This window comes from Bacillus sp. AY18-3 (assembly GCF_008042305.1).
Taxonomy (GTDB): domain Bacteria; phylum Bacillota; class Bacilli; order Bacillales; family Bacillaceae_G; genus Bacillus_A; species Bacillus_A wiedmannii.
Map to the genome: position 1 here is coordinate 25,640 of NZ_QKQR01000029.1, position 22,852 is coordinate 48,491.

Consider the following 22,852-nt stretch of genomic DNA (forward strand, 5'->3'; position numbering starts at 1 on the left):
ACATTAAAAATAATATAAATCAACAAAAAAATACAAAATTCTTATAATTACGACATTTATTCATCTTTCCTTAAATTCACGTTAAAAACATAGTTACTATGGTTTGAAAATACAGTTTAATCGTTTTATACCCAGTACTCAACAGTGGCACTCGGCTTAAAAAGTCTTGTTTAATGCCCTTATTTTTCGATTACTTCGAACACCCCAAATTCATCAACATGAAAATTTATAGTCATATCATGTCCCTTTTTTACAAAACATGAAACAAAAATAACATTATGTGTTTATTTCTTACTAACTCGAAATTTTTTCTAAAATTGCTTAAAGCTTGATATATAAGCTTTTCTATTACAGCAATACTATTAGTTATGAAAATTTATAGCTATATGATGTTCCTTTCTTTTTAGATAAAAAGCCTATAAACCCTTTCATATTAAGGATTTACACGTTTCTAACCCTATTTTCATGTATTTATGCAACATGAAAACCCATAGCTATATGATGTTCCTTTTTTTAACCGAACATGAAAACTCGCCTAGCTAATTCATGTCCCTTTTTCAATTGAAAAATTACAGATAAAGCCCATTAACATCACTATTTAAAGAGTGTTTCCTATTTAACTCATAATTATTAACATGAAAATTTATAGCCATATCATGTCCCTTTTTATTTTTTTAAAATCGATATAATTGTTGATTTGATCATGCTTATAAGGCTTTTTTTCTATTTTTCATCTTTTCTACCAATATGAAAATCTATAGCTATATCATGTCCATAAAAAAAAAAGAACGAATCCTGAAACCCCTTGGTACACAAGGGATTAAAGGGCGTTTCATCTTTTCATTTTTTCTCTTAAAGGGACGCATTTCATCAAATTTCGATTTGATATAATCAAAATTGATATATTTTATAGTTTTTGGTGTTTATTTCAATATTTATAGGTAGGAGGTGAAAAAGATGGGAAAATCATTTATTATTCGTAATCAACGTAGTCTAAATGGACAATCCACAAATGCAGTTTTAGTAACACTGAAGTCTTGGCAAAAACTTGTTGAAAATTTCGAAGAGAAATACTACAGCTATAAAGATACATACCTTGAGGATATTGTTGATCATATGACATACGAAGAGCGTATTGCCGATGTGGATGGCTTCGTAGCACAGGCTAAACCATCTTTTTCACGTCGTACACTATCTGCTATTTCGGAAACAGTGGGAAGAAAGCATAAATTATATGGAATTACAAACGCAGATCTGGAGGTCTTCTTATATCTACATAAAAAATGTTACACAAATGGAGTCATTCCAAATGTAACAATACATATGATGTGGGAAGATTACAAACTGTATAAAGAAGAATTTGCTTACATACAGCATTCTCAATTCTATATTGCATTAAAGAAATTAAGTATACATAACATTATTTCGGTTGAAAATGAATTAGATGGCCGATATACAATTAAATTAACTCATTTTATGAATGAAAAAACTGAAAAGGCCAATGCATATGTTTATATTAGCCCAGTGGTATTTACAAAAGCTTTCTTTGAGTTATCAATTGCATCTAAGAAACTATTCTTAGATATTGCTATGCAACAGCACAGTGAAACTACACTAAAACGTTCCTTAGACAAACAAGATGAAAGAGGGAATAGAACTCATTTTGGTGGAATGTACCGCTTCTTACATAAAAAATACCCACATCAGATACGTGCGGTTATAACAGAGTTAACAACTGCATTACCATGTACAGGGACTCCACTATTCAAAATTTGTAAATTACAAAAAGGGGTTAAGAATAAAAAAAGATATACAACTCTATATCTATCCCTACATACCGATTTCTTATGTACAAAAGAAATCGGAGAAGTACAGTATCGTGATCCATTCACACCAAAGCTTACTTATGCTCGTAAAGCTCGTTTTATCGAATCCGTACTACAAGAGGTGAGTATTGGAGAATTTACACAAGACATGAACAAATTTATTCATGTGCTAAAACATACATGCAATCGACAAATTCGAAGTGTAATCCATAGCTTACGTGACATGATAGATCGTAATGAAGAATATCCAAGCAAGTTAGTATATACACTGAAGAAATTATTAAATCAAACATCACAATATAAAATTCTTGATACAGCTGCTAAAGAAGGTATCTATCCTCTTATTACACAGCATGTTCCAAAAGAACAAAAAGAACAAGCTGTATTTGATTTCGGATTGCATTTCTCTATGTACTCTCTGCGAAACATCAAAAAGTTGTTCCGCAAAACGTATGAATTACTAAACTCTAAATTTGCTGTACCTGTTACAGAGGAATCGTATCACCGCAACTATCTAAAGTATCAAGAAGAAACGTTGTTTAGAAAGTATGCCTATGAACAAGGTACAAACCTAAACGCTTATATGGCTTTAGAAATTGAAATACGTGAACTCTTAAAAGCAAGAGGGCATAAAGAGCGTATTATTCCTAGTGATGTTCGTGAATTGTTCATTGAAAAGATAGATAGATTACCTAAAGAAAAGCTTCGTGTTATTGAAGTACCAGATAGCTTCAATTTAATTACATTTATGCGTGCCTTTGAACAGTTAATACGCGCTGGTATTCAAGTAACAACAGCTGAGCAAGTACTGACAGCAATGAAAGCGAACTAATCATCATCAGCTCTCTATTTTTGAAAAAAATTCAAGATAGAGGGCTATTCGTGTTGATCCGTTTATTTAAAAGAAATTTACTCCTTCTTCACAATAAGTAACTTTACTCGATTCTATTCATAATAGAGTCTTTTTTTATGCAATCATATACAAAAATAGTATGGTACTTATCTCAATTTCCACACATACTTTCATAAAAAGACGTTATGAGTTGTCTAAATACATTCAAATACCTACAAGAAATCATAAGAAATAAATTAAATTTCGTGGATAAGTAGATAAATAACACATAATGTGAGTAATTTAGTGCAATTATCATTGATATAAATAGCTTATACACCTTCATCTATCAAAAATCATCAATATTCATGTGAGTTATGTGCTAAATATGGATTATGTTGATTAATTAACACATAATGTGAATCTTTTGTGGGTAACTATAATCAAATTGTGGAGATTCCGTGAATTCATATGAAATTTCACGATTGAATAAATATGTTTAATAATGTATTAATTTGTTTCATTTTTTATGTAGAAATACTAAGTTTCATTTATGATTATTTGTAGTTTTTAGAGCTTAATATGGTTTGTTTTTCTGCTGTAAAATTATACTATTTATGATTTTTTACGCTATGTAATGTTAAAAGGCTTTGTTACAGTAAGGCTATACGTACATTTCTCAGTCCTATATAAGTTTTATCTTTATATTTTAAATATATATAAGATATATATTTATATTAGATTTTATTAACTAATATTCATAAACAAATTGATATAGTATAACGATAAAAAATGATTATAGAAAAACTAACAAAACTATAGCATTCATTAAATACCATTGTGTGTTCAAAAATAAATCTATAGCTATCCTCACAGTTATTTTTTAAGGCTATAGCAACATGTCAGAGAATTTAAGATTCCTGTCAAACGTCATTCCAAAATAGGAATGACGTATTTTTTTAGGGACAAATTCGAAAACTCATATCATTATCATATGTATTTAGTGTATCTAGAATTCTATATGGATGGTGAAGATATATGAATCAATATCAAATGCTGTATAGTACACCTTATCTGTATTCTTCTCGAACATTGAAACAAATGTACAAAGCGACTAAAAATGAAGAAAACGTATGTGCTATACAAGAACACATGCGACGACATGAAGTATACCTGGACCGACAATACCGAGGGTATTATTATTTAAGTCAAAAAATCGAAGAGGATCTATATGGTGATGAACTGGCTGTCTCCTGGAATCAGCTATTAGATGAATATCAACTTTTTAAGGACGGTAAAGGGAATTTGTCCATTAAACCAAAAGGATGGGGTTAATATGACAATCATTGGAGAGCTAGGGATTGTATATGGCGTGACGGGAGCTTCAGTTTTAGGAATACAATTGCTGAAGAAGAACGGTTTTTATCTTCCAGGTTGGTTGCTACGTGCGGGTCTTAAATGCTTACTAATTGGGAGCGTTTGGTACGTTCTAATGGATATTCTAGATGTGTTTCTACGCTAGCATTACATCTGGTAGTTGAAAATGATTATAATAGCGCATTTTAAACAGCTTTTTCTAAGCTTCCATACAGGCTCAACTACCTTAAGGAGGTATGGAGGGAATGTTGTCACTTTTATTAATCCCAGCAACCTTTATAACTGTAGCTTATTTTTACCAAAGTAATGGACCGAATGATAAGAAAAAAATTGCAACGTTTTTTGAAATTACAAAGGTATGTGTTCAACATAAAGGTGAATTACAATATCCCATTTTTATAAAAGAAATTAAAGATGATATAAGTATGAATTATGTTTACAAGTTACCACTTGGTGTACCTAGTCAACTTATCCAAAAGTTAGCTGAAGTATTAGAAGAAGGCTTATATAAACCTGTTAAAATATTGTTTTATCAAAGAGAGCTTCATATTCGAGTATTTAGCCAAAGAATACCTGAAATGTGGAATTGGTCTAAGGTTCTATTAAAAGAGCATACATGGAGAGTTATAGTGGGGAAAGCGTTAGATAAATATGTATATCATGATTTTGAGAAAACACCGCATATGTGTGTAAGTGGAATGACTCGTTTTGGAAAGACAGTATTCTTAAAAAATGTGATGACTAGTTTAATTTTACAACAATCTCAACACGTGAAATTTTTTATTATTGATTTGAAAGAAGGGCTAGAGTTTAGTCCTTACAAAGAGCTATCCCAAGTTGTAGAAGTCGCTGAAAATCCAGAACAGGCATTAGAAATGTTGGGAAGAGTACGTGAAAAGATGGTAAAACAGATTGAAATGATGAAGAAGTCCTATTTTACCAATATCATAGACACATCAATTAGAGAACGTTGCTTCATCATAGTAGATGAAGGAGCAAATCTTTGTCCCACACAAGGATTACCTAAAAAACAACGTGATGTATTATTTTTGTGCCAGGAGATGCTATCTGAAATCGCAAGAATTGGAGGTGGTTTAGGATTCCGGCTCATATTTTGTACGCAATATCCTACTTCTGATACATTACCAAGACAAATTAAACAAAATGCTGATGCGAAAATAGGCTTTCGATTACCAACGGCGGTCGCCTCACAAGTTGCTTTGGATGAATTAGGTCTTGAAGATTTACCTTCTCTTCCTGGAAGAGCATTATTTAAGACTGATCGTACAGAAGAAATTCAGGTACCTTTTTTAAAGGATACAGATATGTGGGAGTTACTAAAGCAACATAAGGTGGTGAAGCAAAATGAGGCACCAAACACTCAAACAGAAAGCGAGACAAATCGAGATTTTATCCACTTTGAGTAAGTTGGATTTTTTAACTAGGAGGCAATTACAAGCCATCCACTGTCTAGGGAGTATTCGAAATGCAAATCGTGTATTAAAGGATATGCACCCGTATTGTCATATTACAAAAATGGCTCGTGAACACGTATATTATTTAAATAAAAAGGGACGGGATTTATTAGGCATTACAAAAAAAGTAAAGAAAAGTAGTCAATTACAGCACATATTAATGCGAAACGAAGGCTGGATGTGGCTTGGATTTCCAGAATGGAAAACAGAAAGACCTATCGAGTTTTCAATTAATGGTCAACGGTATCAGATTATTCCTGACGCAACGTATTTTGAGGATAATGTTCCCCATTTTGTTGAAATAGATCGTATGCAACATATGAAGGCAAACGAACATAAAATACAGTTATATGGCCATATAACAGATATCTACAAAAGACAGCATGCTATTGTTCCAGTAATTAATTTTTTTACATTATCAGACTATCGACAATCAAAGTTAGAGCAATATGCTATAAACCGAAATGTGTTTATGAGAACATTTGTAATGGAAGATATATTTTAGTTGTTTTAAGCATTTATGTCCCAAAAATCGTGATAATCAATACGTTTATCAAATTTCCTTAGTGTTTTAATGATTTTAGTTGCGGATGTTAAGGTGGGAATTCGATCCTTCTTATTTGCTAAATCACTTATTAAAGATTTACTTAATCCGGTTCGTTGTACTAACCATTGTTGTTTAATCCCTCTACGGTCTAAATATTCACCAAATGGAGTTCTCTTTTTTCCTAACCCAAACATCGGAAGCCCCCCTAATTAAGCTTGTTGTAATAATAACTTGTCCAAATTTCCATAAATCTAAACTTTTGTTCATAAATATGGAATTATAATTTTAAATAAAGCATAGAATAATATAAAGAAAATCTAAAAAATGTGTAATAATTTTGAAGAATGTAGCATTCATAGTAATAGCTACAAGTTGCTGATACACTATCCTAATGGCAACTTGTTGCAAAGTGTATTCTTACAAAATAAAAAGCTTAGATCCATTGGTGCATAAGGATTTAAGCTCTTTTAAATTTATGAAGAATTGAGGGTGAATTTAATAAATTAAGAGATATTAAACTGTTCAACATTCGAATTTTGAAGAACATTGTAATTATTTCATTGGTTTTAAAGAAATAAGCATTTCTCTTTTATAACAACCTGCGTATAACGTGTTTAGCATTTTATAAGCATTCTTATTCCAAAAGGAGTTCTTAAGCCCATTTGTTTCCCCACTCGAAACTGTAAACTTCTATTAACTCTTCATCGGATAATTTTAATTTCACTTCTATAGTCCAATTGAGTGTTTCTAAAGAATTTTCCGCTGTTCAGTATCAATAGGATCCACTCTTTAAAATGATCTGGATATGCATCATGCAATGGATGATTTAGGTTTTCATGTAAAGAGATAGACATGACTTAAGGAGGGGATGTCTATCTTCTTTATTAATCCACGACTTAATTAAATTTCACGTACCGAAATTTAATTAAAAAATGTTTGTATAAACCAAAACAAAAGGTTTATAGTAAGAACAAAAGTTCTGTTTTGGAGGATGAAACAATGTTTGATTACTCGAAATGAGTTAAGAGTTATTGATAAACATGATAAGGTGATATGTATATACATCAATCATATTACAGACATAAAATATACATAATTTGAAAAATAGGATAGGTTGTTATATTGAAACGAACAGGTGAAGATGTAATTGGACTGATTGGTACGTTGTTAGGATTACTATGTTCGCTAGTTATTCTATTTCTAGGAAGACTAGCATACGAAATGGGAGAGTTAGATGGAGCTGAAAAAGGTCTTACTGTTGGATGTATGGGAGCATTTTTTTCTATTTTAGGATTCTTTGGTTTTATAAAAGCTAAGGGTGCATGTAAAGAGGCTGGATTTTTGATGATTGTATCCGCAATAGGTTTATTTGTTTGTGTAAATAAAATTACATTTTATCTATTCCCTGGCTTGGCACTTTTACTTAGTGGACTAAATAATATTTTTGGCAAGAAGTAATACATAAAGATCAAAAAAATATTAATTAAGGAGTGGTAAGTGTGAAATATTTTGTATTTGAAGATGATGAATTAATAGGGGGATGTGAAGAGACAATATACGTTTTTGAACAAACCAAAAGAAAAAATAACTACGATAGCATTAATGATTTGGAGGAGTTTGCAGTACAATGCCTATTCATTAAACGGAGAAATACACATTGGTATTGGTATAAAGGAAAAAATGTGATAGAAATGACTATGCAGGAACTTGAAGAGAGAATTAGAGCAGAACTAAAAGAATTGAAAATGATATCCAAAGAAGAATTTACAGAAGTAAGAAATAGATATTCTCCTTATATCAAACCTATCGAGTTTCCTCGAAGTGGAATCAGATGTGCATATGCTTATGAACCAGACTGGAATGATGTGTTCTTTGTTATGGAAACAGAAGAAAGTTATTTTGCCCTTTATTGGTTCACAGGGGCGTGAAATTCACACTCCCTTATAATAAGCATTAATTCTAGATTCACTTAACAAGTTATATTTTTTAATAATTTTATTTGATTGTTTTAAAACATCACTATGTTGTTGAATATAAGCCTCTTTAAATATATCTAAGAAGACATACTTACTATCCTCTTCATCTATCTCATAAGAATTCCGGTCTACAGTTAAATAAGTAGCAGTACACTAAACCCTACTATAAAGTAACAAATTACTTTGGATACAGTATTTTGTTACAATGAATTCAAGAGTTATGAAGCTCATTATTTTTAAATACAAACGTGATTTAAACGTTCGTTTTTGTTACAAAACATAGACCAATTATAATAAAACAGGAAAACTCACAAAGTACTTATGCCTGTGGGTAACGAAAGGAATGTGTACGAAATTGAGTAAATCAAGTGAAATAAGTAGATTTGAAAATAGATTCTCAGAAAATGTGATTGAAATAGCAGCTGTCACAGGGGCATTAGGAATTGGTGCATCAAAAGGCGGTGACAACATTTTGTGGACTGCGTCAATTGATTTGATTGCGTGGAAAGACTTACATAACAATGAAACGATTACAAAAGAAGACATACGACTCGCATGGTTGGTTGATGATGAAGAATGGAGAAAATCAAAAGACATTTTGACAGCAAATACAGTTGTAACATTACAGGTGCGCAAGTCAGAAAATTCATTGATGCTTGTTAAGGTTTTGGAAACACCATATAAAGATGATGAGTTGGAAATTATCTTACAAGATGAGATGAAACCGGTTTTTTATCATGATGGGATGTTGGGTGAGTTTGAACTTGATAAAAGAGTGAAAACTTTTGAAAAGAGAATGTCTTGGGCTGGTGAAGAATGTCATTTATATTTTGATTGGAATGAAGACAAACATATGATGAAGTCTGCACTGGAAACAGCACATGCACTTTTCAAAGAGCAAGATGAATGGAACATGAAAATGAAAATGTACGCCGCAAAAGAACTGGTAGAGTTAGCAAATGAATGGCTACAAGATGATGATGAAGCGGAAATCGACGAAATTACAAAAGAAATGTTCATCGATTCCATCACATTAAGCAGCTTAAGCGTTTATTCAGAAGGTGATTTTGAAATATTCTTTTTGGATGGAGATATATTTTGGGGACATTCTATCATTGTAAGCGGAAATATTCATGAGGGGCTCTCTTCGGCTGAGATTGCAGGATAAAGTGAAACTTCCATCAGTGGGGATTTTTCTTCATCCCTACTGATGGATTAGTTGGACCAATCGGACTCTTACTGCTCTAAAGTAGCGGGATAAATAGTTATACTTTTTGATGTGTACCGATAATAAAATCGTTTAAAAATCTAAATTTTATTCAAAAAATGGCGCTTGATTGTTAAACCATCCAACATTGTTTGCGAAATACAAAGTAAAGGCTTAGTTTATTTTTACCAAATTTCTCATTACCACGCTTAAAGTTACCCGTAATTTTAGCTAACAATAACTGTACTTCGGTTATATTATCTTCAACTTTTTTGATTCTTGCTATAAGGGATAGCACCATATGCGCATCAAGCTAAGATTTTATAGTACCCCAAAAACAAAACAATGTACATTTACATCTTATGTTGTTAATCTTCTCGTCTTGGAGTAGTTGCTTTCTTTAGCTTGCTGGTGATAGGTCTGTACTCCTAGTAGAAAGGCATTTTTTTACTTATAATGGGATATATAACTTAATCAATTAACAAGGAGAATGGAACATGATACAAAGTATTAACCACATTTGTTTTTCAGTTGCAAATCTAGAGAAAGCTATTGATTTTTATCAAAATATACTTCAAGCAAAATTATTAGTAAAAGGTAGAAAGTTAGCTTATTTTGATTTAAATGGTTTATGGATTGCTCTAAATGTGGAAGAAAGTATACCAAGAAACGAAATTCAGTACTCTTATACACATATAGCTTTCACTGTAACAAATAATGAGTTTGATTCTTTAAAAGAAATATTAATTCAAAATCATGTTAATATCTTACCTGGACGAGAGAGAGATGACCGAGATAAACGGTCTATTTATTTTACAGATCCAGATGGTCATAAGTTTGAGTTTCATACTGGTACTTTACAAGATCGTTTACAATATTATAAAGAAGATAAAAAGCATATGACTTTTTACTGATTAAAAAAACTAGTAAAATACTAGCTTTTCGCACTTCTGATAATGATAGGTTATGTAAACTTCACATGAATACTATATTCATAAGGTAACTAATTCCAATTGATTATATAATTAAGGAATAAGATTAGATAAAAAAGGAGTAGTGATATGATAATTGGAGAACTAAAAGAAATTGTAAGACATCCAATAAAGTCATTTCGCGGAGAAAATGTTCAACAAACTTTCATTGCACCTTATGGCTTATATGGAGATAGAAGCCATGCTTTTTTAGATGAAACAAGACCAGAAAAGTATTTAACCGCAACACAACTTCCTGAAATGATTGGTTATACGGCGAGTTTTATAGGAGAAGAAACTTTGGATACATATCCATCAATCAAAATCGTTTCTCCTGAAGGGAAAATATATAAGTGGGGAGATCAAGAGTTACTTACAGAATTGGAACAAAAATCAGATCGTAGAATTAAAGGTATACAATACTCACCCCAGCAAGTACCTCTAGGTGCAATTGAAGAAGAACATGTATTAATTGTGACTGATACGTCATTACAAGAAATGAGTGCAATGTGGGGACAAGGTGTGAACCATAGGAGATTTCGTCCAAACTTGATATTCTCATTATATGAAAATATTCCTTTCGTAGAAGATACATGGTTTGGAAAATGTATACGTATAGGAGAAGCAGAATTAGAAATAGTAAGACACTGTGAACGCTGCATGATTATTACTATTGATCCTGACACATTAACATTTGAAAAAACTCTCTTAAAAACTGTTGTACAAAAAAGAAATAATCATTTTGGAGTCTATGCATCAGTTATAAAACCAGGAAAAGTGAATGTTGGGGATTCTATCATATTAGAATAACTTCGATAACACTGATTATGTAAAAAGTAAAGCCGTCCTGATGGATGTTTTTTTTTGCTTAGCGTGGGATTTTTCAAAAATACTGGAGATACGCCTCGTTTTGGGGTATTTGGTTTTTCTTAGCTTGATAGCGATGGGGTAACACCACATCGCTATCAAGCTAAGCTTATGCAAAGTCAAACAAGCAGCGCATTTAAAAAAATCCCTACACTTTGGAACACTGCGAAAAAAGACGGATTTATGCAAGAATTAATAGCTATGTCATGGGAAAATCCAAAATGCACGCTTGAAAGCCTTTTGGGGGTTTGTGGAAAAGAAGCCGCCATAACAGATGAAGAGTTTTCCTACTTTATGGGTGTAAGATATGATGGGGAAGTATCAGCTGATATGGAAACATTAATTATTCCTGCAAGTACATGGGCAGTTTTTCCGAACATAGTGGATGCATGGAAACACTTATATTCTGAGTGGGTCTCAACCTCTGAGTATGAACTTGCAAACTTACCATGCATAGAATGTTATTACGGTCCGAAACATAAACCGAGACATGAACTCTGGGTCCCTGTTATACCGAAATAAAATACACATTCAATAAAAAAGAAGCTGTTTATCGTTTTCCGACAGAAGACTCCTTCCTCAAAAATGTGAAGGTGTGAAACACCAATTTTAGGTGGGAGATGAATGTCGGTTGGCATATGCCAACATGTTTGCTATCATTTACTTGTACAGATTGCTCTTCGAAAACTGAAGATATGAGGTTAGTTGCAGAAAAACGTTGCAACCGTAAAATCTTCAACGTTCTATCGACCCACGCTTGCCGAAGTTGCGAAAACCAAGCCAAAGTAGGTAGTGTGGTGAGTCAACGTACAAGATACTTATGTTCTCACCGTAGGGACTACGGGTAGAGCCTGTTAAGATAACCGGTGGATACATCGGTGTTCACAGGAATCTCCCACTTCAAACAGTCCGTAAGGACGTTAAGTGGTGAGTAGTTCAAGGAGTAATGAAAAAACACTCTCAATTTAAATGCTTAGAAATTTGAGCTTTTTATATTGTGAGTAACCAAATCATGACCTAAAAACTTACGTTTCCGTTGTACAAAAGCTAGTTTTCTAGCAAGCTCTTCTGAAGAATAAGATATCGATGTAATTCTTCAGCAAATAATTGGAGTTCACTTTGAATCGAAAGATTCATAAAAAACGTCATCCTTTCTAATTTAACTTGTTTAGAGAGAATAACGTTTTTTTCAATTGGGGGGAAGTTAATATTCTTAAGTTAATGGGCATGTATGGTGCCCCAAAATGGAAAATAGCAGGATTTTACGTTAGCATGCAATAATGCATGTTCATTCAGCGAAAAAATCTGGTAAAATCTAAGCACCTGTTCTATTTTTTCAGTTATCTTGGAAACCTTACTTCTTAATTACCCAAATGGGGGGCGCTTTATTGCGTCTTTTTTTTATTTTCAAAAGGATCGGCTCAATTTCTTCTTAGAGCCGTATTTTAATTTAAATGTGATACGATAGTTGTATATAGACAACAATGAGAGGCAGCAAGTATTAAAAGAAAAGTAGATACAAATAGGGGGCGTATTTCATGTATAACTTACAAAAAGATATGTATGAACAATTGAAAGAGAAAAAAAGGGAAGTTACTGTATTTTTAAAGAATGGCGTTCCAGTACGTGGGCAGATCCTTGCGATGGATAAATTCACTATTCTTATGATGGTTCATGGTAAGCAACAACTAGTCTACAAGCAAGCAATTTCCACAATTCTTAAGTAATCCTTTTTCCTTTTTTCGATGGAAGAGGAAAAAACACAAAAAATAGAAGATTGAGATCAATCTTCTTTAAAAAAGGAACAGATGACAGATTACTACTCCAACTCTTAATCAATTATAAATAAGCACATATAAATATTCAATTCATTCCGAGTTTTCTCAATATATTTGTCTTATTTTTAAATTATAATATAAGTAATTCTTTTTATTATTATATATTTGTTCTTTCCTGTTGCAGAATCCTTATTATAAGGATTCTTTTTTTGTTTCAAGATCAGCTTTATATAGGAAACTACAAGACAAAGTATATTGAACTACCCCCACTTTCACTTCGTTTAGAAGAGGGGGATTCCTAAGTAAAGAGTTCTATCGAACTCTAATTTATTAGGCTATCTCCACAGTCCTTGCGGTTAGAAGCCTTATCGCTTCATTCTTTAGATTGATACTTGCGTTAATATCCCTATCATGGTGTGTACGACAAGAAGGGCAGTCCCATTTACGTAGTTTTAGATTGTTAACGTCTTTGTTTTGATATCCACAACAAGAACATAATTGGCTTGAAGCAAATGTTTTCGATACGACAATAATTTGTTTGCCGTACTATTTTGCCTTATATTCCAACATAGTTCGAAACTGAGACCATGATACCTCACTAATTGCTTTTGCTAACTTATGATTCTTTAACATATTCGATACTTGCAAATCCTCTATACCGATAACATCGTGGTTTTTGATGATTTCAGTCGAGATTTTGTCCAAGTAATCTTTTCTAGCATTCGTCATGTATTCATGAATTCTAGCTGCTTTTACTCGTTGTTTATTCCATCGAGAAGATCCTTTCATTCTTCTAGAAAGAACACGCTGTGCTTTTGCCAACTTCTCTTCTAATGATCGAAAAAACTTCGGATTTTTATAGGTTGTTCCATCTGACAAAATGGCGAAATCTTTTATTCCCACATCCATTCCAATGTAAGAATGTGTTTTCGGAAGTTCTTGCACTTCTGTTTCAACTAACAATGATACAAAGTATCTGCCAGAAGGGTTCCGTCTAATTGTAGCATTTAAAATGCGTCCCTTTACTTCACGACTTTTGGCAAATCGAACAAGACCTAGTTTTGGCAATTTAATTTTGTTTCCTATAACGGCAATGTTTTCATTTGTTTGTTTTGTGGTGTAAGATTGTACATTGTTTTTCTTAGATTTGAAACGCGGGGCACTGTTTTGTTTTTTGAAAAAGCGTGTATAAGCATCCGCAAGGTTGCGAACAGACGACTGAATCGCAATACTATCCACTTCTTTTAGCCAAACAAACTCTTTCTTCATGGCAGGAAGTTTGGCAGAGCATGTACCATATGCCAAACCTTTTCCTGTTTCTCTGTATGCATTATCCCATAGAGATAGGAAGTGATTGAATACAAAACGAGAACAGCCAATCGTTTTATTGATTAGGGTCGCTTGTGCTTGATTTGGATAGATACGAAATTTATATGCTTTATTGATCATCATTCGTTTCACCCCCATTTCGATATATGTCTATTATACAACAAACGTACATTCGATAGGTAGTGAAGTAACAGTTTATGTATGTCGAACAATTAAGATGGCTTCCTGCCATCCCTTGCCCGAAGCCAATTCATCTCCCACCTACTCACTTCGCGTTCCTTGAGGAAGGAGTCTTCTTGGCTAAAATGATAAATACAGCCTTTGCACCAAAACCTTATATAGCATGTCGCTCTCTTTTTTTATTGTATGAGAATATAAGTGCTCAAGTCATGCCACCTTTCCCCCTAAATTCCTCTATCCATAAATCATTGTGAAAAAGGATGTTTCTATAACAATAAACAGATAGAAAATTAAAAACATTCTAATTTTTAAGAATATGCAATTTTGCATTAATAATAACAAGATAATGTTTTTTCTGTATAATCCCTTAATAAGATGCATCTTTATTATACGTAGTATTGAGAGGAGAAATAAAAATGAAGAAATCCGTCGTTACATTACTAGCAACCGGAATGGTTTTAGGTGCTCCATTTTCAAGTGCCTTTGCAGCAGAACAAGTATCGCAGCAAGAAGCTTTGAACAAAATGGAAGTCGTTCAAAAACAGTGGAATGATGAACAAGGAAATCCATCCTTCCTTTCAGGGGAATTATCTGATGGAAAAGTTGATTCAGAAAAAGCAGTAAAAACGTTCCTTGAAGAAAATAAAGAATTATTTAAAATCAACCCACAAACTGACTTAACACTGAAAGAAGTAAAGTCAGATGATTTAGGAATGAAACATTATGTGTACATTCAATCTATTAATAAAGTTCCAGTTGATGGAGCACGTTTCATTGTTCATACAAATCGTGATGGAAAAGTAACAACAGTTAACGGAGACGTACATCCCGCTGCCGCTGAACGTTTGAAAGGAAATACAAAGGCAAAGATTTCAAATGAAACTGCCCTTTCAAATGCATGGAAACATATTAATCTAGCAAAAAAAGATACATTTGTAGAAACAAATGGGACTCCGTTAGAACAAATGAAAGAAACCGTAAAATCTACAAATGAAAAAGCAGATTTAGTTGTTTATGAAAAAGACGGGAATTATTACTTAACTTATAAAGTACAATTACAATTCATTAAACCTTATGGAGCAAACTGGAAAATCTATGTAAACGCAGAAGATGGAACAATTGTAAATTCATATAATGCAGTTACAGATGCAGATACTCCGCAAAAAGGCTATGGCAACGGCGTATTGGGGGATCGAAAAAGCCTGAATACAACTTATAGCAGTCAATATGGAAAATACTATTTAAAAGACACAACAAAGCCGATGAATGGTGGCGTTATTGAGACAACTACAACTAATCATGGCACTGATTGGCAAAATCCAGATAATTACGCTCTATTCGATACAGATAATGCTTGGATAGATAAGAGCCAAGCTCCTGCAGTTGATGCTCATTTTAATGCAGGAAAAGTATATGATTATTATAAAAATGTTCATAACCGTAACAGTTTTGATGGAAAAGGTGCAACGATTCGTTCTGGAATTAATTTCGGAACCAACTACAATAATGCATTCTGGAATGGACAACAAATGGTATATGGTGATGGCGATGGTGTTCAATTCGCACCGCTGTCAGGTTCTCTTGATGTTGTTGCACACGAACTAACACATGCGGTAACTGACAAGTCAGCTGAGCTTGAATACCTAAATCAATCCGGGGCACTAAATGAATCTTTTTCTGATGTATTTGGATATTTCGTTGATCCAGCCAACTGGGATTTAGGAGAAGCTGTAACTACGCCAAAAGTTGCAGGAGATGCACTTCGCAGCTTATCAAATCCTGAAAAGTATGGCCAACCTGCTCATATGAATGACTATCAATATTTACCACCAACAGAAGAAGGAGACAATGGCGGCGTACATATCAATAGCGGTATTCCAAATAAAGCTGCTTATTTAACAATCAATGCTATTGGTAAGGAAAAAGCAGAAAAAATCTACTACCGTGCTTTAACAACGTACCTTACACCAACTAGTGATTTCAGTAAGACACGTGCTGCATTATTACAATCTGTTGCTGATTACGATGGCGTTAATAGCGCGACATATCAAGCTGTACAAAAAGCTTGGAATGACGTAGGAGTAAAATAATAGTTTCATTGATAGAAAAGTGTAAAAGGACACGCTTGCTAGGAGTATCTGACGGGGGTGTCCTTTTTTCACTGTATTTTTTATCGTATACTGGGGTCCCGCCACATCGCTATCAAGCTAACAAAAAAATTCCCCCTAAAATGAAAAAATACGCTATTCTTTCTGTAGAATCAGAGGAAAGGATGGCGTTTTTGTATGTCAATTTCTGTATCTGATGAATTACAACTATTTGCTCAAGAAATTCAAAGCTTTTTATCCCCTAATATCTTACGAAATCTTGCTAGAGATGTTGGCTTTGTGCAACGAACAAGTAAGTACCAAGCAAAAGATTTAGTAGCTTTATGTGTATGGGTGAGCCAAAATGTAGCTATGACTTCTTTAACTCAGTTATCTAGCTGTTTAGAAGCATCAACAGAAGTACTCATCAGTCCTGAGGGACTGAATCAACGGTTTAATAAGGCGGCCGTCCAACTTTTACAACACCTACTAGCCGAACTACTAAGCAAAAAATTGGCCACATCTATGCCGATTTCTTCTCCATACACTTCTGTTTTCAAGCGTATTCGTATTTTAGATTCAACTACATTTCAACTCCCGGATGTATTTTCATCGGTTTATCCAGGTGCAAGAGGATGCAGCCATACAGCTGGGATAAAAATTCAACTTGAGTATGATTTATTAAGTGGACAGTTCCTACATATTCATACAGGTCCAGGTAAACAACATGATCGCACTTACGGCTCTCTGTGTGTCCCAACTGTGACAGCGAATGATTTATGTATCCGAGATTTAGGTTATTTTCATTTAAAAGACCTTCAATATATACAAGATAAAGAGGCCTACTATATCTCTCGTATCAAGTCGAATACACGTATTTATCAAAAAAATCCTAACCCTGATTATTTTCAGGACGGAAGAATTAAGAAAGGTACAGAGTATATACAGATAGATATAGAGACGTTAATGAACTCCCTTCAACCAGGACAAACATGTGAAATAGCTGATACTTATGTAGGAATGATTGATAAAGTGCCAGCTCGTGTAATTGTTCATCGATTACAAAACAACAGCAACAAAAACGATTACAAGATCAAGCTGTAAGAGAAAAAAGAAAGGAATGAAGTATTCTCCTCGTAGTAAACGACTCAGTGGTATCAATGTATATATGACAAACACCCATACAGATATTGTCCCGATGGGACAGGTACATGACTGGTATTCTTTGCGTTGGCAAATCGAAATTTTATTTAAAACGTGGAAGTCATTCTTTCAAATTCATCATTGTAAAAAGATAAAACCAGAACGATTGGAGTGCCATTTATATGGTCAATTGATTGCCATTCTACTCTGTTCTTCTATCATGTTTCAAATGCGCCAATTACTACTCATGAAGAAAAAACGGGAGCTTAGTGAGTATAAAGCAATATATATGATTAAAGACTATTTTCTTCTTCTATTCCAAACTATTCAAAAAGACACCCAAGAGCTATCAAAGGTGTTACTTCGTCTGTTCAATCTCCTACATCAAAACGGGCGGAAATCTCATCGATATGAGAAAAAAACGGTCTTTGATATATTAGGTGTCGTTTACAATTGTACCATGTCTGATAATCAAGCCGCTTAATTCAAAAAAGTGAAACCCGTTAGGGTTTATTTCGTATGCAAATCTTTCAATCACCTATACTTGCCCTTTAGAAAAAAGAAACAATCTCGCCTAAAATTGACTTTGCACAATCTTAGCTTGATAGCGATGTGGTTCATTACTCGTTAAAAATGTTTGTAAAGCTTCTAGAGGTTATATCAACTTGCATTTTATTTGCTAGAATACCATTTAGCTAACCATTCATTCCATTTATCTGTTTGAATAGTAATGGGAAATATAGTGTTTTTATCAGGCTTGTCAGTCAGACATACGGATGTATCATGAACAGATAAATATTGTCCGTGGTTATTTTTTAAAGAGAAGCTTTCAAATCCATAATCAACAAGTGTCCATACTTGTCCGTAAGCGCGAAATCCTGTAACGCCCACCTCACCATTTGCAGATGTAAGATAGGTTGCATTTGCTTCTATGTACACCTTGTTAGATCTTTTTTCAAGTGGAATAATTGTAAATATACTCCTATCTTCTGAGATCCAATTAGATGAAGTAGAAATATTCGTACTCCCCTCCCATGTTCGTAAGACGTTATCCCTGTTTCTAATTTTCATAGAAATAGAAGAACATTCTTCATTTTTATCCTGTGTAACGACAGCGAGCTTATGTCTCTTTATCTCCGCAAGCTCGTCAGCGGTATAACTAAAAATTTTAGATTCTTTTACTGGATTCGAAGTTATTGTTGCCAGTTTTCGTTTCTCTTCCGGTAGTGCATGAAACAGTTTCTCTAAGTCAAAAGAAGCACTACCTGGTTTTATATTTGGAAACTCCTGTCTAATATATTTTAGAGCTAAAGGACCATTCATTTGACCACTATTGTCACTTTTTAAGTAATATGTTTGCCAATTCGTAAGCGCAATACCAGTATTCCCTTCATCTAATTGTTTTTGTGTAATATACAAAATATCATATTTATATAGATCTGGTTCATCAGGATTTAAGTCCACTATGATACCAGCTTGCTTAATCAGAAGTTGTTGACCGTGTTTTATCGTTTTATATTCAACTTTCCCATCTTTATAGAAAAGTTTAATTTCCTTAGAAAAGCTTTGGTTTTTATAATAATCAAACACACTAATACCAAATTCTCCTTTGTTAAAAGTAGGAGCTTTGTAAGCACGGTTTTCATTGTTAGCTGTATAATCATTTTTAGCACTTTGTTCGGATAAAATGATAACAAAAGGCTCTTTTAAAAACGAATCATAGGTATCACCAAATGTTGTAACAATCGCTGCGAACGTATCAACGTCTGCTTTTGCTTTATGTTTTGTAAATGGGTTGAAACTGAATACAATCCCCATCGTAATTCCTACAGGGGGGATTTTATATATATATTTCTTTATCTTTTCCTTCATGGATTTGCACCTTACTTTCTAATTTATACTGTTTCCAACATATTTACATTATTATCTGTAAGCTTATCTTAATTTAAATCCCTTTCAATAGTCTTTCATAAATGTTACAAAACCATTTCATTGCTTCTCATACAAACAATTCAGGACTCTTGTAAGTAATTTCTAAAAATTGGACATACCGATAGGAATAAAATGATTGATACATAAGTAAACCACCGATATATCTTATCAAAATAAAAATTGAGACCAAAAAAACAAGAAAGGTTGGCATTTTGCCAGCCTTTCTTGTTTACTACTTCATTCATTTTACAAATAAAAATTTTGTTTTGGGGATACTTAAAAATCTTCGCTTAATGAGCATGGGGCCAAGCTGAAAAAATATATAATATCGAAAAAATCAAAATTTTATAATATATTAATGTAAGACTTTTGTAACGCTTTTGAAAGAAAAATGAAAGGTATTTAAACTAAGATGAACTTATAACTATTGATTTTATATTTTCAAATCAACATACGACAGTCTTTATATGTTTATTTTTTACAGTGTTACATGTAAGCAATCTAGGCTAAATCTTACTAAGAGAGGACAACAAAAATGAAGAAAAAATTTAAAACAATTGGAATTGGAAAGAAAGTAATTCCTACTGCAGCGGCATTAGGTATTCTTTTTTCTGTCGCTCCTATTGCAGAAAACAAAGCTAGCGCAGGGGTAGGTGCGGTATTAGATATAACTATTACTGTATTAGGTGCTGTAGCAGACACTTATGAAGCACTTGGAATAAGCCCAGAGGATGTAGACCCTGGCACTCACATTGATGTATATGCAGAAAACCGAACTTACCAAGCTCCTAGTTTTACATCTGGGGAATTTAATATTTCCATGTATCATACACAAGGTGATTCGAATTTTCTTAAACCAGTTAAAGTACGCTATCCAAATGGAAGAATTGAAATTCATCAACTAAAATCTGGGCAGCAGCTTAAAATTACTGAAGCAGGTGCAATTATAGATCTAAACCCTAATGGAGCAAATGTCTCAGAACACGATCTTCTTTACATTACACAAGCACAATTAGACGAAGGAAAGACCGGAGTTGTGATAAATCAAGGCCAACATGCATTTGTAGAAAAAGCATCTGGTAAAAACCCAAGATTTCTTGGTCCACTTTACAAAAAATATTCCGGCGACTCCTTTGGCGATTGGGCGGTGATTGCTAGAAGTTCGGATTACCTATATGGTCAGATAGAAAATAAATTATCAGATAAGCAAAAACAATTGATAACATTGACTTCAAAGCCAGTATCTAAAGATGTCCTTGACAACTATGTTAATAATGACCCTAAAGCTCGTGCAGATTTTTATGATCGATTATCTGATGTATTGGCGGAGCGTACTCACGTCCTAGAGACACCTATTGCACTACCATTTAACGCACTAAATCACGGGAACCCTTATCAAATTATCCCCTATAAAAAAGGGGCGAATAAAGTAATCGTAAAAACAGGTTCAAAATATCTTTCAGGGAAAGAAGGAAAGAGCCTTCAATATTCCGACTCGATTGGTGATGATGAAGTGTTTGACCTTGTTCAGATAGGAAATTCTTACGATGGTAAATTTCAGTTCCGTTTGAATAACAAAAATGGGGTAAGTTTGGCTGGTAATTTAAACACTCAACAATTTGGTACTGATTGGAGTTTCAAATCCGAAATTCGTTTCACTGGAAAAAGCAACGATGAAATTAACAATTGGTTAATAGAGTGGTATCCGGGTAAAGAAAATGAGAGACAGAAGTATGACAAAATAGAGACTATAACTGATGAAAAGGACCCTACTAAATATCTTGCAAAAGATTCCTCTGGAAACGTGATAAAGAACAGTTGGATAAATCGAGGTACTGGTTATTCCTTTGCAGATGCTGATGGAGTCATTTTGACAGGCTGGCAAGACATTAAAGGGAAGACTTATTATTTCTCACCGCCTTATGGCTACATGGTTACTGGAATTGGAAGTGCTTCATATATTAATGATAAGGAATACCACTTTAATGATGACGGTGTTTTACAACGATCAACCTGGGAAGAAAATAGAAATAGCTATTCCGATGCTGATGGAGTATTCGTTAAAGAAGGCTTGAAAGAAATAGATGGTAAAATTTATTATTTCCAAAATTACAATGTAAATAAAAAGGAAATACGTCTAGAAGATCAAAATACCATTCTTCATTTTTCTGACAAAGGCGTACTTGAGAGAGCTTCTAGGATAAATGGAGAAGCTATAAACAGCGATGTTTATGCTTCGTTTGACAACAAAAGATTAGTATTTAATAAAGACGGTTCGATTTGGAAAACAGGGATCAACAAAAAGGAGAAATCACTGGCATATTATAGTTTAGAAGATGGAGATTTCTATACCGGTTGGAAAATGATAGGCAATAAAAGATACTATTTCATAAATGGCTACAATGATACGTTCAATGATTATAAAGACATTGATGGAAAAAGATATTATTTTCATGAAGACGGCTCAGTTAACAAAGCAGGGTTCGAAAAAATAGATGGTAAGCTATACCACTTTGACAATAACGGCGTAGCACAAACGGGCTGGCAAACTATCGATAATAAATATTATTACTTCGATGAGAATGGGGCAGCTAAAACAGGATGGTTCCAAGTTGGTGGTGGATATAGACCTTTTCCTCTTGCATACGGATACCTTTGGTATTGTGCTAGAGAAGATGGTTCACTTTATGCAGACGCTTGGTTTAACATCGACGGTAAAGATTATCACTTTGACAAGTGGGGACATAAAATGCCGTACTAAAATAATAACATGACGATAACAAGGGAATGCTTATATGTACTGCATCCCTTGTTGTATGTATGCTATATTTAGCTCGACACGACAAAAAAATATTGTACGTTAAGGGCGAATCTTACATACAAAAAAGACGATTCAATTATAAATGAATAATAAGATTATAAGAAACGAAAATAAATTTTCAGAGATTATAGGAGCGTGTTAATAATGATCGTAACAACAACTAATACTATTCAGGGTAAAGAAATTATTGAGTATGTGGACATCGTAAACGGTGAAGCAATTATGGGTGCAAATATCGTACGCGACATCTTCGCTTCTGTTCGTGACGTTGTAGGTGGCCGTTCTGGTGCTTATGAAAGTAAATTAAAAGAAGCTCGTGACATTGCGATGGACGAAATGAAACAACTTGCGACGCAAAAAGGAGCAAATGCAATCGTTGGTATCGATGTAGACTACGAAGTAGTTCGTGACGGAATGTTAATGGTTGCGGTAAGCGGTACAGCTGTACGTGTGTAAATAGATAGAAAAATAGCACCTCATTGGTAAACTGCACGTTCAATTGTT

The 22,852-nt window shown here is 33.5% G+C and carries 16 protein-coding genes and 3 pseudogenes; 16 read left to right on the forward strand and 3 right to left on the reverse strand.

Annotated elements, in window-relative coordinates:
• The first annotated feature begins 957 nt into the window (after window positions 1-957).
• From DM800_RS22500 to DM800_RS22520, 5 genes are all read left to right on the forward strand, one after another.
• Complete coding sequence (locus tag DM800_RS22500; protein WP_147787614.1) at window positions 958-2,658, forward strand: hypothetical protein; 1,701 nt, start codon at window positions 958-960, stop codon at window positions 2,656-2,658.
• Between the two features lie 1,038 nt (window positions 2,659-3,696).
• Entirely contained in the window at window positions 3,697-3,993 is a 297-nt protein-coding gene (locus DM800_RS22505; protein WP_001077845.1) for a hypothetical protein, read from the forward strand.
• A 1-nt stretch (window position 3,994) separates the two neighbouring features.
• Window positions 3,995-4,180, forward strand: coding sequence for a hypothetical protein (locus tag DM800_RS22510; protein WP_147787615.1), 186 nt, complete (start codon window positions 3,995-3,997; stop codon window positions 4,178-4,180).
• A gap of 100 nt (window positions 4,181-4,280) precedes the next feature.
• Window positions 4,281-5,462 carry an FtsK/SpoIIIE domain-containing protein gene (locus tag DM800_RS22515; RefSeq protein WP_147787616.1) on the forward strand — a complete coding sequence of 394 codons (1,182 nt, stop codon included), beginning with the start codon at window positions 4,281-4,283 and terminating at the stop codon, window positions 5,460-5,462.
• Entirely contained in the window at window positions 5,401-6,015 is a 615-nt protein-coding gene (locus DM800_RS22520; RefSeq protein WP_147787617.1) for a replication-relaxation family protein, read from the forward strand. Before DM800_RS22515 ends, DM800_RS22520 begins: the two co-directional genes overlap by 62 nt.
• A 5-nt stretch (window positions 6,016-6,020) precedes the next feature.
• On the opposite strand, the gene DM800_RS22525 is transcribed toward DM800_RS22520, so the two are convergent.
• Window positions 6,021-6,251 (reverse strand): helix-turn-helix domain-containing protein, encoded by a 231-nt coding sequence (locus DM800_RS22525; protein ID WP_000467336.1) that lies wholly within the window; start codon window positions 6,249-6,251, stop codon window positions 6,021-6,023.
• A 928-nt stretch (window positions 6,252-7,179) separates the two neighbouring features.
• Here DM800_RS22525 and DM800_RS22535 point away from each other — a divergent pair.
• The 7 genes and pseudogenes from DM800_RS22535 (at window position 7,180) to hfq (ending at window position 12,805) form a co-directional block, all read left to right on the forward strand.
• Complete coding sequence (locus DM800_RS22535; RefSeq protein ID WP_048567209.1) at window positions 7,180-7,515, forward strand: hypothetical protein; 336 nt, start codon at window positions 7,180-7,182, stop codon at window positions 7,513-7,515.
• Window positions 7,516-7,556: 41 nt separating this feature from the next.
• Complete coding sequence (locus tag DM800_RS22540) at window positions 7,557-7,985, forward strand: hypothetical protein (protein WP_048567208.1); 429 nt, start codon at window positions 7,557-7,559, stop codon at window positions 7,983-7,985.
• A 391-nt stretch (window positions 7,986-8,376) separates the two neighbouring features.
• Window positions 8,377-9,201 carry a DUF2262 domain-containing protein gene (locus DM800_RS22545; protein WP_048567207.1) on the forward strand — a complete coding sequence of 275 codons (825 nt, stop codon included), beginning with the start codon at window positions 8,377-8,379 and terminating at the stop codon, window positions 9,199-9,201.
• A gap of 536 nt (window positions 9,202-9,737) precedes the next feature.
• A complete protein-coding gene (gene fosB / locus DM800_RS22550; RefSeq protein WP_088083289.1) occupies window positions 9,738-10,154 on the forward strand; it encodes a FosB family fosfomycin resistance bacillithiol transferase in 417 nt (138 codons plus the stop codon).
• A 147-nt stretch (window positions 10,155-10,301) separates the two neighbouring features.
• Window positions 10,302-11,021 (forward strand): MOSC domain-containing protein, encoded by a 720-nt coding sequence (locus DM800_RS22555; protein ID WP_147787618.1) that lies wholly within the window; start codon window positions 10,302-10,304, stop codon window positions 11,019-11,021.
• A 177-nt stretch (window positions 11,022-11,198) separates the two neighbouring features.
• A pseudogene (locus DM800_RS22560) lies at window positions 11,199-11,600 on the forward strand (GyrI-like domain-containing protein); the annotation flags it as partial.
• A 1,016-nt stretch (window positions 11,601-12,616) separates the two neighbouring features.
• Window positions 12,617-12,805, forward strand: coding sequence for an RNA chaperone Hfq (gene hfq, locus DM800_RS22575; protein WP_147787620.1), 189 nt, complete (start codon window positions 12,617-12,619; stop codon window positions 12,803-12,805).
• 381 nt (window positions 12,806-13,186) lie between these two features.
• Here the strand turns inward: hfq and tnpB are convergent.
• Window positions 13,187-14,308: pseudogene (tnpB, locus tag DM800_RS22580) on the reverse strand (IS200/IS605 family element RNA-guided endonuclease TnpB).
• Between the two features lie 473 nt (window positions 14,309-14,781).
• On the opposite strand from tnpB, the gene DM800_RS22585 reads away from it, so the two are divergent.
• Both DM800_RS22585 and DM800_RS22590 read left to right on the forward strand, forming a co-directional pair.
• Entirely contained in the window at window positions 14,782-16,455 is a 1,674-nt protein-coding gene (locus tag DM800_RS22585) for a M4 family metallopeptidase (protein ID WP_137051230.1), read from the forward strand.
• 195 nt (window positions 16,456-16,650) lie between these two features.
• Window positions 16,651-18,079: pseudogene (locus DM800_RS22590) on the forward strand (IS4 family transposase).
• A gap of 188 nt (window positions 18,080-18,267) precedes the next feature.
• On the opposite strand, the gene DM800_RS22595 reads toward DM800_RS22590, so the two are convergent.
• A complete protein-coding gene (locus tag DM800_RS22595; RefSeq protein ID WP_147787621.1) occupies window positions 18,268-19,467 on the reverse strand; it encodes a hypothetical protein in 1,200 nt (399 codons plus the stop codon).
• Window positions 19,468-20,062: 595 nt separating this feature from the next.
• Between DM800_RS22595 and DM800_RS22600 the strand changes: the two genes are divergently transcribed.
• Together DM800_RS22600 and DM800_RS22605 are read left to right on the forward strand one after the other, a co-directional pair.
• Window positions 20,063-22,288: an N-acetylmuramoyl-L-alanine amidase family protein gene (locus tag DM800_RS22600; protein ID WP_147787622.1), complete on the forward strand. Its 2,226-nt coding sequence runs from the start codon at window positions 20,063-20,065 to the stop codon at window positions 22,286-22,288.
• A 204-nt stretch (window positions 22,289-22,492) separates the two neighbouring features.
• Complete coding sequence (locus DM800_RS22605) at window positions 22,493-22,804, forward strand: heavy metal-binding domain-containing protein (RefSeq protein ID WP_002035317.1); 312 nt, start codon at window positions 22,493-22,495, stop codon at window positions 22,802-22,804.
• The last annotated feature ends 48 nt before the right edge of the window (window positions 22,805-22,852 follow it).

Excerpts from the sequence above, each read along its gene's own strand:
- DM800_RS22605 (WP_002035317.1), top strand. The coding sequence starts at position 22,493 with ATGATCGTAACAACAACTAATACTATTCAGGGTAAAGAAATTATTGAG.
- DM800_RS22510 (WP_147787615.1), top strand. The coding sequence starts at position 3,995 with ATGACAATCATTGGAGAGCTAGGGATTGTATATGGCGTGACGGGAGCT.
- DM800_RS22505 (WP_001077845.1), top strand. The coding sequence starts at position 3,697 with ATGAATCAATATCAAATGCTGTATAGTACACCTTATCTGTATTCTTCT.
- DM800_RS22585 (WP_137051230.1), top strand. The coding sequence starts at position 14,782 with ATGAAGAAATCCGTCGTTACATTACTAGCAACCGGAATGGTTTTAGGT.
- DM800_RS22600 (WP_147787622.1), top strand. The coding sequence starts at position 20,063 with ATGAAGAAAAAATTTAAAACAATTGGAATTGGAAAGAAAGTAATTCCT.
- DM800_RS22500 (WP_147787614.1), top strand. The coding sequence starts at position 958 with ATGGGAAAATCATTTATTATTCGTAATCAACGTAGTCTAAATGGACAA.
- DM800_RS22595 (WP_147787621.1), bottom strand. The coding sequence starts at position 19,467 with ATGAAGGAAAAGATAAAGAAATATATATATAAAATCCCCCCTGTAGGA.
- DM800_RS22515 (WP_147787616.1), top strand. The coding sequence starts at position 4,281 with ATGTTGTCACTTTTATTAATCCCAGCAACCTTTATAACTGTAGCTTAT.
- DM800_RS22545 (WP_048567207.1), top strand. The coding sequence starts at position 8,377 with ATGTGTACGAAATTGAGTAAATCAAGTGAAATAAGTAGATTTGAAAAT.
- fosB (WP_088083289.1), top strand. The coding sequence starts at position 9,738 with ATGATACAAAGTATTAACCACATTTGTTTTTCAGTTGCAAATCTAGAG.
- DM800_RS22555 (WP_147787618.1), top strand. The coding sequence starts at position 10,302 with ATGATAATTGGAGAACTAAAAGAAATTGTAAGACATCCAATAAAGTCA.
- hfq (WP_147787620.1), top strand. The coding sequence starts at position 12,617 with ATGTATAACTTACAAAAAGATATGTATGAACAATTGAAAGAGAAAAAA.
- DM800_RS22525 (WP_000467336.1), bottom strand. The coding sequence starts at position 6,251 with ATGTTTGGGTTAGGAAAAAAGAGAACTCCATTTGGTGAATATTTAGAC.
- DM800_RS22520 (WP_147787617.1), top strand. The coding sequence starts at position 5,401 with ATGAGGCACCAAACACTCAAACAGAAAGCGAGACAAATCGAGATTTTA.